Here is a 14,606-nt window from a genome sequence, read left to right as displayed (position 1 = left end):
GTTCACTCACACGAACCCCACTCGCGCTTGCCCCGTGGATGAAGGGACCCTTCATCGACCTGAGGTGGATGAAGGGTCCCTTCATCCACAACCGGGAGCACAACCAAGCCGCGACAACCTACTAGAGCGGACGGAAGGGCCCCGCGTGCGCGCTGGCAAGCGGGTGTGCGGCCTTAGTCGCGCAGGGCTGTGTGGGCCGCGCTGAGGCGTGCTGCGTCGTCGCGTTCGGTGTGGTCGCCGGACACTTCGTCCGCCCAGGCGAGCAACCGGTGGGCGTTCGTCGTCGTGGTGACGACGCGCTGGCCGCCCAGGGCCACCTCGCCGCTGGTGCCGTCGATGGTGATGAGCGTGCCTTCGTCGATGGCGTTTCCGTTGACGTTGATCGAACCTGCGTGTACGGCCAGATCGGAGATGCCTACCACGGCGGGCTTTCCCATTGAACGTGCCACCACCGCGGCGTGGCTGGCGGGACCGCCGCGGGCGGTGACGATGCCGGTGGCGGCCGCGAGTCCGCGCATGTCGTGCGGTGAGGTTTCCGGGCGCACGAGGACGACTGGGCCGTTCGTGGCCATGCGTACCGCGCTGTCGGTCGTGGTGGCGATCCGGCCCGTCGCGACGCCTGGACAGGCGCCGAGCCCTCTGGCCAGGACGTGTTCCGCTGCCATCCGCGGGATGGGCCGGAGATGGTGCGGGGACACCCTGAGCAGCGCTGCCCGGCGATCGATCACGCCCTCGTCGGCGAGGTCGGTGGCGACGCGCACGGCGGCGGCACCGGTGAACCGGCCCGGACGGACCTGCAACAGCCACAGTTCGCCTGACTCATAGGTGAACTCGACGTAGCAGGCGTCGCGGTAGTGGGCCTCGATTCGGTGCAATGCGTCGAGCAGACCGTTCCACACCAACGGTTCCCGGTCGAGGTGCTCCAGAGGTTCGGTCAGCATCGTGCCGGAGACGACGGCGTCGCCCTGGTGTCCGAAAAGGACTTCGCCGAACGGCGTGGGCGCGCCGGTGTCGGGGTCGCGGCTGAACGCGACGCCGGTGCCGCTGTGCTCGTCGCGGTCGCCGCGGACCATCGCCTGGACGATGACGGCCGTGCCCAGGTCGTGCGGGATGTCGTGCAGTTCGCGGTAGGTCCGGGCGCGCGGGGTGTGCCACGACGAGAAGACTGTCGCGACGGTCTGTTCGAGGTTCCGGTCGACGTTCAGGATCGTGTTCATCATGCCGGGCATCGAGACACTGGCGCCGGATCGGACGGACACCGTAGGCACGGCGAGTTCGCGGCGGGCGATGGCGAGCTCGTCGCTGAGCCCGGCGGGAAAGTGCCCGTCGCGCAGGAACGCGCGGCACGCCTCGGTGGTGATCACGAACCCCGGCGGCACCGGCAAACCGAGGCGGTGCAACACGAGCAGGCCGTGTGCCTTGCCGCCCACCACGTCCACGCTCTCGTCGACCTCAGCTGTGAGCGGCCGGATCCACCTCATCGCGGGATCCCGAGCGTGGCGAGCAGATCTTCGTGCAGTTCGGCCCACACGGCGTGGTACGAACCGATGTCGTCGGCCACGTAACCCAGTTCGCCCGCCTCGGCGCGTTTCAGGGCTTCGGCGAGCCGGATCCGGTAGCGGTCGAAACGGGGCAGGGCAGCGGAAAGCTCGCGGCAGACCACAACAGCGCGTTCGTGGAAGTCGGCGAACCGCGCGAGGACACGACCGTCGTAGGACCGGTCGCGGTGGTCGTTGGCGATCATGACGCCGTCGACGGAACGCAGCTGCCATGCCGTGCAGAGGTCGAGCAGTTCCGGGTTGAGCACCAGGAAACCGTTGAACGCCAGGGTGAGCGCGGGACGGGCGCCCGCCGACTCCAGTTCCGCGGTGCTCCGCTCGGCGTCCGCGATCCGACCGGCGTCCGTCAGCCCCCACCCGCCGAACTCGCCGGACAGGTGCGTGACGAGACCGGCCACCGCCAGGTCGATCAGCTCCGACTCGACGTCGGACTCGGTCAGGCCGACCGCACCGGCGATGCGCGGGCAACCCGCGAAACCGATGCAGCGCAAGGTGTGCAGCACGGTCATGCGCTGACCCCGGCATTCGCGGCGTGCGCGGCACCGCGTCCGTGCGCACGAGCGACGATCGCCCCACCCTGAACGCGCACAGCGGCTTCGGTGTCGTCTCCGGCATCGGTGAGCCCGAGCGCGGTGGCCACCACGGCGTCGTCGTCCAGCACGATCCGCAGTGACGGCAACGGAAACACGCGCCGCAGACATCCCGTCAGATCGGCGATCCGCAGCCGCAGGAGCCGGCCGGTCTCGGCGGCATCGCTCACGACGACGACCACCGTCACCTGCTCACCGGTCCGGGCGGACCGGAAAGCCTCCTCGGCCGCACCGAGACGACCGGCGCCCAGCACCGCGATCAGGCCGTCGGCGGCGAGGTCGACCGGACCCCCGCCGACCCGGTCGACGAGATCCGCGGGCGGGTCCCAGGTCTCCCGGCAGGGCCTCGCGGGCTTGACGAACTGCAGGTACGGCGGCGCCCAGACGTCCGCGAGATCGAGGCCGGCCAGGTGCTGACACGCGAGCGCCACGTCGAAGGGATCACCGGACCCCGGCGCGGTCTCGGCGAGCTGCCCGGCACCGCCCAGCAGCGTGAGCACCAGCGACGCCAGCCGCACCCGCCGCGCCGCCGTGCCGCCCTCCAGTGCGGCACCGAGCAACAGCGCCTCCAGTGCCGCGACCTGGGCCAGCACCGCCCGCCCGTGGTCGTCGTCGATCACACCGGCGAGCGATCGGAGCTGCAGCCGTCCACCCGAAGCCGTCTCACCGGCCAGCGGCAACCGCTCCAGCCACGTCCTGGCGAACGCCCCCAGCGCGTCCGCCGGCGACGCGGGCGCCTGCGGTTCACCGGCCGGCGTGCCCTCGACCAGGTCGATCAGCACCGCCAGGTACAGCGCCCGTTTGCTGGGGAAGTTCGAGTACACCGCCCCGCGGGTGAGCTCGGCACGCTCGGCGATCCGGTCGATCTTCGCCAGGGCATAGCCGTGCTCGGTGAACTCTTCTTTCGCCGCTGCCAGCACGGACGCACGCGTGCGCTCCTGCTGCTGCACCCTGGTCAGCCTCACCATGGCATCAGGATACTCACATCATTCGAATGTTCTCAACATCTGAACGACCTACTTCTTACGACGCCACCACCGCCGGAACACCGGATCAATGTTGGTGTTGCTGCCGAAAACGATGTTGCCGCTGACGGTGCCGAACTGCATGGCGCTGCCGACCACGTCGCCGGTGATCACGTTGTTCACCCGCTCCTGGACCGGTTGGGTGGCGCCGAGCGCGGGCCGGAAGCACGGATGCACGCAGAACTCCGACTCGTAGGGCATGACCGGCGTCTCCGTGGCCCCCCAGTACACGTATCTGTCCGCGCGGCGGACACCGAGGAACCCGACCGAGAACAACAGCTCGATGATCACGTCCGGGTCGAAGAACGGCGCGTAGTCCTCGTACCGGCTCCGCAGAACCTCCTGGAACGGCAGGAACAACTCGGCGATGGAGGTCCGCGTCTGTTCGTGGCCGACGTCCTGGAACACGGTGAGCAGCGCACCGAGGAACGGGAACCGGACGCTGTACTCCTTCGCGAGGTCGAGCAGTTTCCAGCGGGAGAACACCAGCGTCGCGTCCAGGACGTCGCGTTCGGAGATCCGCCGGTGGCCGCGACTCAACGCGGTGTCGCGGCACTGGTTGAGGAACTGGATCGCGTCGCGCGGGCGCGGGAGGGCGCGCGCGAACAGGTAGTCGGCCGTGGGCTCGCCGGCCACCGTGGCGGGAAAGACCTCGCCCCACAGTTCGTGCGGCTGGAGCCGGCGCCCGAGTGACACGCCGGCCCGCACCAACGCCAGGTCGTGCAACAGGTTGACGGTCCAGCTGAGGCGGATCTCGTCGCTGTGGAACTTGTCCGCGTCGCTGAAGTCCAGCGTGTCGTAGATGTCGGAGCGCAGGAAGAACACACAGCGCAGAGCCCCGCCGTAGGTGAGCGCCGCGTGTTTTCCGGCCAGCAGCAACCCGATGATGAGCGCTTCGGTGTCCGGCTCGTCCGACCAGACCTGTTCGAGCTGGTCGACCATCACCAGCAACGGCCCGTGGTCGCCGGCACAACCGAGGTCCTCGAAGGCCCGCCGCACCCCGGCTTCCACGACGTCGAGTTGCCGGGACGCGCTGACACCGTCAGGGGTGCCGTTCCTCTCGACCGCCACCGCGACCCCGAAGGCCTCCAGCGAGAACGACGACATCAGCCCTCGCCCGGCCCGGACGACCCGGTGGTAGAGGCTTTCCTCGCTGAGCTCACCGTTGTCGCGCAGGAACCGTTCCAGCGTCCCCACCGACGACGGGGTCCGCCGGTGCGCGTCGCCCGCGGCGTGCCGCACCAGGTACCTGGCGGTCTGCACCGCGAAGACATAGCGCCACAACAACGCCTTCGCCGACGCCGTGGTGAGCCCGTCCAGCACGAAGCGGCGCAGCTCGTCACCGGCGGCGTCGTCCGGCGTGATGATCACCGCGGTATCGCTGCCGTTCTCCGCCAGGTGCATGCAGATCGCGCTCTTGCCGGAACCCTTGCGCCCGATGATGAGCGTCTTGCGCCCGGACACCACCTCGGAGTACGCCGTGGTGCGCAGGAAACCCTGGCGCAGCAACCCGTCCGCCATGTCGTGCTCGGCGTCGTCACGCCCGAAGAACAACCGCTGCACGACGTCGACGTCGTCATCGATCACAGTGTCGTCGTGGGCACCGATGAACGTGGACACCGGCACGGCAGGCCCGTCGTCCCCGAGCGCGGCCCGCAACGCGCGGCCGAACGCCGGATTCCGCTCGGCTTCGTCCTCCAACGCCAGCTGAGCGCGCAAGCGCGTCCGCCCGGTCACCGCGTTCTCTTCTGCCTCGGCGAGCAACTGCCGCACCGCCGTGTCGTCGGCCAACGCGGTCGTGACGAGCGCGGCGACCATGGCGGCCGGCTCGTCCGATCCGCGTGATCGCCCCGCCGCCCACGCCTCCAGCAGGTGTACGGCGTCATGCATGTCGGTCCCCTCGATCACCCTGTCGGACGTGACCACTCAACCTGGATCACCCGGCCGTTCGCGTACGGTCGCGCGCAAGTTCACCTGACCGGCGGCAGGCCGAGGCGTTCGAAGAGGCCGAGCGCGCGCCGGTGATGCCGCCGGGCGTGCTCGGTGTCGTCGAGCTCCGCCAGGACCTCGCCGAGGCCGAGGTGTGCGCGGGCCTGTTCGTAGCTGTCGCCGATCCGCGTCGCCAGCAGGAGCGCCAGGTCGTGGTGGGCGAAGGCGTTCTCGGTGTCGCCGGCGGCCAGCGCGGCGGACGCGAAGCTGTTCAGGATCTCGACGTGCAGCAGCGTGTCACGAATGGCCTCCGCCAGCGCCAGAGCCCGGCCGAGGGTGGCGAGAGCGTCGTGGAGGTTGCCGGTTCTCTGTTGCAGGACACCGAGGTTGCGCAGCGTGCGGGCTTCGATGTGGCGGTCGCTGCTGTCGTGGGCGAGGTCGAGCGCGCGGTCGAGGTGGTGCCTGGCGTCGGCGTGGCGGCCCAGTTCGGTGCAGACGGCGCCGAGGTGACACTGGACGCGTGCCTCGGTCGTGCGGTTGCCACTGGTCTGGGCGCTGCGCAACGCCGCTTCGAGACGGGCGAGGGAGTCCTCGTACTTGCCGAGGCGTTCGTGGACGTTGCCGAGGTGGTAGCCGACGCGCGCCAGCAGCGTGTGGTCGGCACGGTCCGCCGCGATCGAGAGGGCGAGGTTCAGGTCCTCCAGCGCGCTGTCGTAGTCGCCGACCAGGCGGTGCACGACACCGAGGTTGCACAGGGCGTTGGCCTCGACGCCGCGGCTCCCGGTGGCACGCGCGAGTTCCAGCGACCGCCGCAGGTGCCGCAGGGCGTCGTCGTAACGGCCGAGCTGCCAGTAGACGGTGCCGAGGTTGTTCTCGGCGCTCGCTTCCCGGCCGGGGTCGTCGAGCTGCTGGACGGCCTTGAGCGCGTGGACGTTCAGGGCGAGCGTGTCGTCGTGGTACGCCCGGTTGTCGAGGAAACGCCACAGGATCTGCGACATGAGGATGGCGTGACCGGGAAGCCGCCCCCTGGCCGCCTGCTTGGCGACCGCCATCAGCGTCGGGCGTTCGACCTCGAGCCACGCCTCGGCCGCCGCGCGGTCGGCGAGCGGGGCGATGACGCCGGTGGCCTCGATCCGCGGCCGGCGGGCGCGTTCCTCCGGCACGATCAGATCCATCGCGCGAGCGGCGGACTGCAGGTAGAAGTCGAACAAGGCGGTGAGCGGATCGTCGCCGTTCTGCCGCGCCAGCTCGGCCGCGTACACCCGCAGCAGGTCGTGCATGCCGAACCGGCCGCGTTCGGTCTCGTGCACCAGGTGGGCCTGCAGCAACTGGTCCAGCGTCCGCCGTGTGGTGCGCAGGTCGTCACCCGTGAGCGCGACCGCGGCGTGGAGGTCGAGGTCGCGCCCCGGATGCCGGCCGAGCCGGCGGAACGCCCTGGCCACGTGCGGGTCGAGGTGCTGGTAGGACCAGGAGAAGACGGCCCGCACGGCGGTCTTGGGATCGCCGCCCGCGTCCAGCACGCCCAGGCTGTCGTCGTCCAGCTCGGCGCGCAGGTCGGCCACCGGCGTCCACGGCCGGGAGACCACGAGCTCGGCCGCGATGCGCAACGCCAGCGGCAGCCGTGCGCACGTGCCGGCGAGCGCGGTCAGTTCCTCGTCGTCGGCCTGCGCCCCGATCAGCGACCGCAACAGGTCGGTGGCCTCCGCGACGGTGAGCACGTCGAGGTCCAGCACGCGGGCGCCGTTGCGCGCCACCAGACCGGACAACGTGGCGCGGCTGGTCACCACGACCGCGCACGACGAACTGCCGGGCAACAGCGGTCGTACCTGTTCCGGCGCCCGCGCGTTGTCGAGCACCACGAGGATCCGGCGCCCGTCGACCAGACTGCGGAACCGGGCCGCGCGCTCGGACACGTCGAACGGGATGTCGGCGCCGCTCACCCCGAGCGCCCGCAGGAACGCCTCGAGCGCCTCCGCGGGTTCGACCGGCGCGTCCGGCCCGTAACCGCGCAGGTCCACGTACAGCTGCCCGTCCGGGAACCGCGATCGCGCCCGATGCGCCCACCGCACCACCAACGCCGTCTTGCCCACACCCGCCGTGCCCGACACGACCGTCAGCGGCATCGCCGGCGACTCCAGCAACGCGTCGAGCCGCGCCAGCTGCTCCGTGCGCCCCGCGAAGCCGAACACCTCGGCCGGCAGCTCGCGTGGCGCGGGCCGCACGGCCGAGGGCTGGATGCTGATGTCGCCGGTGATCGTGTGCGCCTGGATGACGAGATCGGAGGTGCCCGACACCTGGTTGCTCACCTCAGGCCGGTCGGACACCCGTCACCCCCTGGCGAAGCAGCTCGCACTCAGCGTAGCGGCGTTGTCCGCCGATCATGCCTCAGCGGGCGTCACACCGCGAAGAACTGCCAGCGCAGGTTGGGGCTTCCGTCCTCGGTCCACACCTTGAGCGGGGACCCGGAGCCGACCTTGCCGCCACCGTCGAGCACCAGGCCGGTCTCGCGGTTGGCGATCACGAACAGGTTGTGCCCGGTGTCGGTGATCGACCACTGCTGGCTCACGGCCCCGGTGAAGGCGGACTGCACCGGCCGACCGCCCTGTTGTGTCGCGCCCGCGCCGTCGATGACCAGGCCGTTGGTGCGGTTGGTCAGCTTGTAGAACCCGTCGCCCGTCTCCTCCGCGCGGAACTGGAGGTTCGTGCTGTCGTCCGGCGTCCAGATCTTCAGGTTGCTGCCCGGCGCGACCGATCCGCCGCTGTCCACCGCGAGACCGTTGGTGAGGTTGACGATCCGGAACTGCCTGGCCGGGTCGAACCGCACGCGCAGCGACACGATCGTGTTGTCGAACTTGCTCGTGCGCAGGTCCGGGGTGGGGGTGGCGAAACGCGCCGAAGTGCCGGTGAAGTTGTCCTCCGGGTAGCCGACGACCTCGTAGCCGGCGGCCGGCCAGAGCGAGGAGATGGTCTTCGGCGCGAGCTCCCGGGACCGGAGCTGGGCGGCGGTGTAGCTGCCGACGGTGAGGCCGGCGGTCGTGCCGCAGTAGTCGCGGTCGGTGCACACCGTGGCACCTGATTCCGTTGCCACGAAAGGAATCCTGCCGGCGAAGGTCAGTTTCAGCACGTACGCGGGGGAGGCGTAGGGCGCCGTCTCCGGCAGCGTGACGTGCAGGCCGGTCGCGTCCTGGTGGTAGGTCAACGGATTCGGTGCGCCGAGCAGTTCGACCTTGCGCAGGCCGGTGAGTGATGTCCTGCCGGTGGACAGGGTGGTGATGTTCAGAGCCGTGCCGGGCCAGGCGAGCACGGTGGCGTAGAGCACCCGGCCCGCCTTGTCGCGGGTGAACCGGATGTCCTTGGCCGTGCCCACCAACGGCGCGACGAACGAGCCGCCGCCCATCTTGGTCGGACCCTCGCCGTAGAACGACCACGCGCGGGTGGCGTAGATCGACTCACCGTGCCGGCGGAGAAAGGTGCCCATGTCGGCGAGGACGGCTCGCTGGCCGTCGGGAATGGTTCCTTCGAGGGTGGGCGAGATGTTGAGCAGCATGTTGCCGCCCTTGCTGACCCGGTCGATCAGCGCGTGGATCATCTGCGTGCTGGAGTAGTAGCCGATTCCCTTGGTGTAGCTCCAACTGCTGCTGCTGATCGCGTCGTCGGTGAGCCAGTAGGGCGTGACGATGTCCGCGGGCCCGCCGCGCTCGTAGTCCTCGACCTGCCCCTTGTTGGTGAAGCCCTTGTCGAAGTGTTTGTACGTCGCGACAACGTCTTTGCCCCACTTCTCCGCCTGGTTGTAGTAGTAGGCGAGGAACTCCAGCCGTTGTTGTTCACCGACCGCACAGGGACCGTCGTTCAGGCAGTAACCCGGCGAGTTCAGCGAGAAGTCCTGCCACAGGACGTCGGGCTTGGCCCGGTCGACGACCTCCTTCAGCTTGGCCAGCCACAGCGCGTCCTCCCCGGTGCGCGGCAGCTGGCCGTAGAGCTTGCGCAGACTCGGATCCGTCTGGCGCGGGGCGTAGTCGAAAAAACCGTTGAAGTTGTACGCGTGGTGCATCGACACCAGCAGTTTGAGGCCCTGGGCCCGGACCGCCTTGGCGAACAGGTCGAGCAGGTCGAGCCGCGGCCCGCGCGCCACCGAGTTCCACTCGTTGACCTGGCTGTCCCACATGGAGTATCCGTCGTGGTGTTCGGCGACCGGGCCGGCGAACTTCGCGCCGGAGTCCTTGACGAGGCGGATCCACTCGTCCGGGTCGAACTTCCCGCCCTGCGCCACGAGTTTCGGCGCGAACTGGACGTGGTTGCCCGCGGTGTCGGTGCCGCCGTCGATGAACTTGTCGTAGCCCCAGACCGCCGGGTCGCCGTAGGTCGCCGCGTGGTGTTTGTTCTCGTTGCTGCCCGACTGGTACATGTTCCGGCCGTACCACTCGTTGCCGTACTCCGGCGTGGTGAACGCGCCCCAGTGCCAGTAGACGCCGAACTTGGCGTCCTGGAACCACTCCGGGGCCGGCTGGTGGCGGTCGACCGACGGCCAGGTGGGTTCGTAGCGATCGCGCCGGGCGGCGGCCGCGACCGATCCGGGCATCGCCGTGGCGGCCAGACCGGTCGCCGCTAGAAGACCGAAATGGCGTCGGGACAGGGATTTGTCTGCGGGGTGAGTCATCGCGGTCTCCTGATGGCAGGGGGAGTGATCTCGATGAAGTGGCCGCCAATGTAGCCACGCAGACACGCACCGTGTCAATGAGTGATGTTAACGCTAACGAAACATGGCTAAACTTTTAGCTCTTTGCCCGCAAGGGATTCCGGCGCTGAGGTGATGCGTTGCGACGCCGTCATGTGAGCGTGCACATCGCTGGTTCCGGCTGCGGGTGTTTTGACGCCGCGACCGGCAGCGATCACGATGTCGGCGTGACACGACGATCTTTCACCACACCGAGCATCCGGGACGTCGCGGCGGCCGCCGGCGTCTCGTACCAGACCGTGTCACGGGTGCTGAACGACTCGCCACGGGTCAACGCCGACACCCGCAGGCACGTGCTCGAGGTCATCGAACGGCTGGGGTACCGCCCGAACCGCGCGGCCCGCGCGCTCGGTTCGGGGCTGTCGAACACGGTGACGGTGGTGGTCGCCAACACCACGTTGTACGGCTATGCCGCGACGTTGCAGGGCATCGAGGAGGCCGCGCGGTCGGCGGGGTTCGCCGTCGGTGTCCGGGTGGTGGAGTCGGACGGGCCGGTCGACGTCCAGCACGCGGTCGAGCACGTGACCGATCCCAACGCGGGTGGCGTGGTGGTGATCGCGTTCGACACCGCCGGTGCCGAGGTGCTGCGGGCGTTGCCGGCGAAGGTGCCCGCGGTGGCCGCCACGGAGGCCGGCGGACTCGCGGGAGTCTCGCGCTCCATGGTGTTCCTGGACGAACGCCAGGCCGCCGTCGACGCGACCAGGCACCTGCTGGACCTGGGACATCGCACGGTGCACCACGTCGCGATCCCCTCGGAGAGCGGCACGAGCGCCCGTCAGTCGGGCTGGCGCGCCGCGCTGGAGGCGGCGGACGTGCGCGTGCCCGAGGTGCTGGCGGCGGGGTGGGACGTGCGGTCGGCCTACCTCGCGGGTGCCCGGCTGGCGGCCGATCCGGACGTCACGGCGGTGTTGTGCGGCAACGACGACACGGCGCTGGCGGTGCGCCGGGCGCTCTACGAGGCTGGCCGGGACGTACCGGGGGACGTCAGCATCGTCGGCTTCGACGACGTGCCCGGCGCCGCCTACTGGACCCCGGCGCTGACGACCGTGCGGATGGATTTCGTGGGACTCGGACGGGCGTGCCTGGCCGCGATCGCCGCCGAGGTGGCGGGCGAGCCCCGTCAGGTGGTGGCACTCGCGCCGCCGTCGCTCGTGGTCAGGGAGTCCACCGCGCCGCCGCGGTAACAACTGCGTAACGCACTCTTTTCCTGCGCTGTGTTAGCGCTCACACTGTGGCGACGATGTGACCGGTCACACCGCATGGACCAGCAGGAATGAGGCAACATTGATCTCCATCGAGTCCGCGACCGGAGTGGTCTGGGGGCATTCGGCGCTGGAACTCGTGGTGGACGTGGCGCCGGACGGAGCGGTCGTCGTCCGCTCCCTTTCGGCCGGTGGTGGTCCAGTCGAGCACCCTCGGGTCGCGCAGCCGCTGGTCGAGGTGCTGGTGGCGGGGGAGGGCAGGGCGCGAATGTCGCACCGCTTCTCCGAGACCGCCGTCGGCCGGCGCCTGGTCTACGCCGGTTCCCATCGCCGCAGCGACGGCAAGTGGAGTGAGCTGGACGTCGATCTGCGGGACGAGCGGACCGGATTGGGCGCGCGCACGACGTTCCGGTCGGTCGACGGCGTAGCGGCCTGCCAGATCACCACCACCGCGACCAACCACGGCCAGGAGTCGTTGACGCTGCTGGGTTTGACGTCGTTCGCGGCGAGTTTCGGCGGGGCGCGGGTCGAGGACCTCGACGTGTTGCGCGGGGACAGCGAATGGCTCGGCGAGGGCCGGTGGTCCCGCCGGCCGCTGCGCGCGGACGCGGTGCCCGACCTCAACCTCGCGCTGCACGGCCAGGACGGCCGCGGCCGGCTCGCCGTCGTCAGCACCGGTACCTGGTCGACGGGCACGGTCCTGCCGACCGGTGGCCTGGTCGACCGGCGGACCGGACAGGCGTGGCTGTGGCAGATCGAGCACAACGGCGCCTGGCGGTGGGAGGTCGCCGAACGGATGGACGGCGCCTACGTCGCCTTGCTCGGGCCGACCGACATCGACCACCAGTGGCAGCACCGGTTGCTGCCCGGCGAGTCGTTCACCTCCGTACCGGTGTCGGTGGCCGTGTCGCAGTCCGGTGTGGACGGTGTGGACAGCGCGGTCGCCGCGCTCACCCGGCACCGGCGCGAGCTCGTGCGCCCTCACCACGACCGGACCGCGCTTCCGGTGGTGTTCAACGACTACATGAACACGATCATGGGCGATCCGACCACGGCGAAGCTGCTGCCGCTGATCGACGCGGCCGCGGCCGCCGGTGCGGAGATCTTCTGCATCGACGCTGGCTGGTACGACAACGGCACCAGCTGGTGGGACAGCGTGGGCGAGTGGCAGCCGTCGCGGACCCGGTTCCCCGGCGGGCTCGAAGAGGTCATCGCGCACATCCGCGACCGCGGCCTGGTGCCGGGACTCTGGCTGGAGCCTGAGGTGATCGGCGTGCGCAGCCCGATGGCCGACCGGCTGCCACCGGCGGCGTTCCTGCAACGCGGCGGCGTGCGGCTCGTCGAGCACGGCCGCTACCACCTGGACCTGCGCCACCCGCGGGCCGTCGCGCACCTGGACGCGGTGGTCGACCGGCTGGTCGGCGAGCTGGGCGTGGGCTATTTCAAGCTGGACTACAACATCGACGCCGGCCCCGGCACGGACGTCGCGGCGGACAGCGCCGGCGCGGGTCTGCTCGCCTGCAACCGGGCGCACCTCGCGTGGCTCGACGGTGTCCTGGACCGGCATCCCGGACTGATCCTGGAGAACTGCGCGTCGGGCGCCATGCGGATGGACTACGCGCTGCTGTCCCGGATGCAGCTGCAGTCGACCAGCGACCAGCAGGACCACCTGTGCTACCCGCCGATCGCGGTGGCCGCCCCGATGTCGCTGCTGCCAGAACAGTCCGCGAGCTGGGCCTACCCGCAGCCGGACATGTCGGACGAGGACATCGCGTTCACGCTCTGCACCGGCATGCTCGGCCGGCTGTACCTGTCCGGTCGCCTCGACCTCATGACGGCCGCGCAGTTCGAGTCCGTACGGGCCGCGGTGCGCGTGCACCAGGAGATCCGGTCCGACCTCGCCACCGCGGTTCCGTTGTGGCCACTGGGTTTGCCCTCGTGGAGCGACCAGTGGCTGAGCCTCGCCCTGACGTCCGGTGACGTCACCTACCTGGCAGTGTGGCAGCGCGACAGCGACCAGGCGAGCGTCACGTTGTCGTTGCCACACCTGCGCGGCAGCGACATCGACCTGGAAGTGCTCTATCCACGTGATCTTCCCGAATGGCCGTCCGGCTGGCACGCCCCGACGGGAGAGCTGACACTGACCGCCGAACGCCGACCGGCCTCGGCACGCCTGTTCCGGATCACCCCTCGCACATCTCCGATTCCCTCACCCACCGAAGGATCCGCCCGATGAAGAGTTGGATCAGCGTTGCCGCCGCCCTCCTGTTAGGACTCACGGCGTGCAGTGACCCCGGCGCGAGCACCAGCACCGGCGGCGCGGTCTCCTGGGCCGACCCCACCGCGTCCCTCAGCGGTGTCAAGCTGACGATCTGGGCGGCGCAGAACAGCAACACCGTGCCGGAGCAGGTGGTGGCGGCGTTCGAGAAGGCGACCGGTGCCGACGTCGACGTCGTGACCATCCCGGACCCGTACGAGCAGGGCGTGCAGACCAAGGTGGCCACCGGGGACAAGCCGGATCTCGCGTTCTGGCAGCCCACCGCGTCGATGCTCACCGCGATCAACGCCAAGTCGAACCTCCAGCCGCTGACCGACGCGCCCTGGTTGCCGAAGCTCGCGCCGGAGCTGAAGGACATCACCGGCCTGCTCGACGGCACCCGGTACGCCGCGCTGGTCACCAGCCCGGCCGTCGAGGGCGTCTACTACAACAAGGAGGTGTTCGCGGCCAACGGGATCACCGCGCTGCCGAAGAACTTCGACGAGATGGTCACCGCGGCCAGGTCGCTCAAGGCCAAGGGCGTCACCCCGTTCTTCGAGATGGCCGGTGACCGCTGGGCGACCCAGTGGTGGGTGCAGGTCCAGCTCGCGGACGCCGCCAAGAACGGGCTCTGGGAGAAGATCAACACCAACAAGGAGACCTTCAGCAGCCCGGTCGTGCTCGACTCGATCAAGAAGTACAAGGCGCTGATCGACGAGGGACTGTTCAACTCCGACATCAAGACCGCGAAGTTCGAGGACCAGGGCGCCGCGCTGCTCGACGGCAAGGCCGCGATGGCCGTGCAGGTCAACTCGTTCTTCGGGCAGCTGCAGGCGAAGTCCGACACCGCGACGCTGGACAAGAAGATCGGGTTCTTCCCGATCTCGCCGTCCGGCAACGTCGGCACGTTCATCCCGGACCAGTCCAACGCGCTGGTCGCGTTCCGCACGGGGGACGCCAAGCGCGAGGCCGCGGCCAGGCAGCTGCTGGCGTACTGGATGGGCCCCGGCTACCAGGAGTTCGTCAACGCCCGCAAGACCGTCTCGCTGCAGCCCGCGGTCGCCAACCCGGCCGGCGTGCCGAAGGCGTTGCTCGACGTGCACGCGTCGCTGGGCACCGCGGTCGGCTCCATGCAGGCGCTGGCGGTCGCGAACCCGGACCTGTACATCAACCTCGCCGACATGATCGTCGGGACGATGACGCCGGAGCAGGCCGCGAAGGCGACCCAGGACCAGTTCGCCCAGCTGGCCAAGGCGGCCGGGGCGCCGGGGTTCTGATGCCCGTCACCTCCTCCGCAGTGCGGGAGCGG

At 69.8% G+C, this 14,606-nt stretch carries 9 protein-coding genes; 3 read left to right on the top strand and 6 right to left on the bottom strand.

From position 1 onward, the window contains the following. Positions 1-173: 173 nt before the first annotated feature. The 6 genes from B0F77_RS33505 to B0F77_RS33480 form a co-directional block, all read right to left on the bottom strand. Positions 174-1,481, bottom strand: coding sequence for a PEP/pyruvate-binding domain-containing protein (locus B0F77_RS33505; protein WP_086667033.1), 1,308 nt, complete (start codon positions 1,479-1,481; stop codon positions 174-176). After that, positions 1,478-2,068, bottom strand: a complete 591-nt coding sequence (locus tag B0F77_RS33500) for a transcriptional regulator (protein WP_086667032.1) — start codon at positions 2,066-2,068, stop codon at positions 1,478-1,480. The genes B0F77_RS33505 and B0F77_RS33500 overlap by 4 nt, the downstream gene beginning before the upstream one ends. Further along, complete coding sequence (locus tag B0F77_RS33495) at positions 2,065-3,117, bottom strand: TetR/AcrR family transcriptional regulator (RefSeq protein WP_086667031.1); 1,053 nt, start codon at positions 3,115-3,117, stop codon at positions 2,065-2,067. Before B0F77_RS33495 ends, B0F77_RS33500 begins: the two co-directional genes overlap by 4 nt. 48 nt (positions 3,118-3,165) lie before the next feature. Further along, complete coding sequence (locus B0F77_RS33490) at positions 3,166-5,064, bottom strand: P-loop ATPase, Sll1717 family (protein WP_143467014.1); 1,899 nt, start codon at positions 5,062-5,064, stop codon at positions 3,166-3,168. An 80-nt stretch (positions 5,065-5,144) separates the two neighbouring features. Next, entirely contained in the window at positions 5,145-7,427 is a 2,283-nt protein-coding gene (locus B0F77_RS33485) for an ATP-binding protein (RefSeq protein ID WP_086667029.1), read from the bottom strand. A 71-nt stretch (positions 7,428-7,498) separates the two neighbouring features. Continuing rightward, on the bottom strand, positions 7,499-9,760 hold the full coding sequence (locus tag B0F77_RS33480) for an alpha-L-fucosidase (RefSeq protein WP_169731020.1): 2,262 nt from the start codon (positions 9,758-9,760) through the stop codon (positions 7,499-7,501). Positions 9,761-10,005: 245 nt separating this feature from the next. On the opposite strand from B0F77_RS33480, the gene B0F77_RS33475 reads away from it, so the two are divergent. The 3 genes from B0F77_RS33475 (at position 10,006) to B0F77_RS33465 (ending at position 14,574) form a co-directional block, all read left to right on the top strand. Then, positions 10,006-11,022: a LacI family DNA-binding transcriptional regulator gene (locus B0F77_RS33475; protein WP_086667053.1), complete on the top strand. Its 1,017-nt coding sequence runs from the start codon at positions 10,006-10,008 to the stop codon at positions 11,020-11,022. A 100-nt stretch (positions 11,023-11,122) separates the two neighbouring features. Next, a complete protein-coding gene (locus B0F77_RS33470; protein ID WP_211294176.1) occupies positions 11,123-13,276 on the top strand; it encodes a glycoside hydrolase family 36 protein in 2,154 nt (717 codons plus the stop codon). After that, on the top strand, positions 13,273-14,574 hold the full coding sequence (locus tag B0F77_RS33465; protein WP_086667028.1) for an ABC transporter substrate-binding protein: 1,302 nt from the start codon (positions 13,273-13,275) through the stop codon (positions 14,572-14,574). Before B0F77_RS33470 ends, B0F77_RS33465 begins: the two co-directional genes overlap by 4 nt. The last annotated feature ends 32 nt before the right edge of the window (positions 14,575-14,606 follow it).

Origin of the sequence: Lentzea kentuckyensis (assembly GCF_002150765.1) — a bacterium.
GTDB classification, from domain to species: Bacteria; Actinomycetota; Actinomycetes; order Mycobacteriales; family Pseudonocardiaceae; genus Lentzea; species Lentzea kentuckyensis.
Note: the sequence above shows the minus strand (reverse complement) of the source record. Positions and strands in the feature narration are given on the sequence as shown.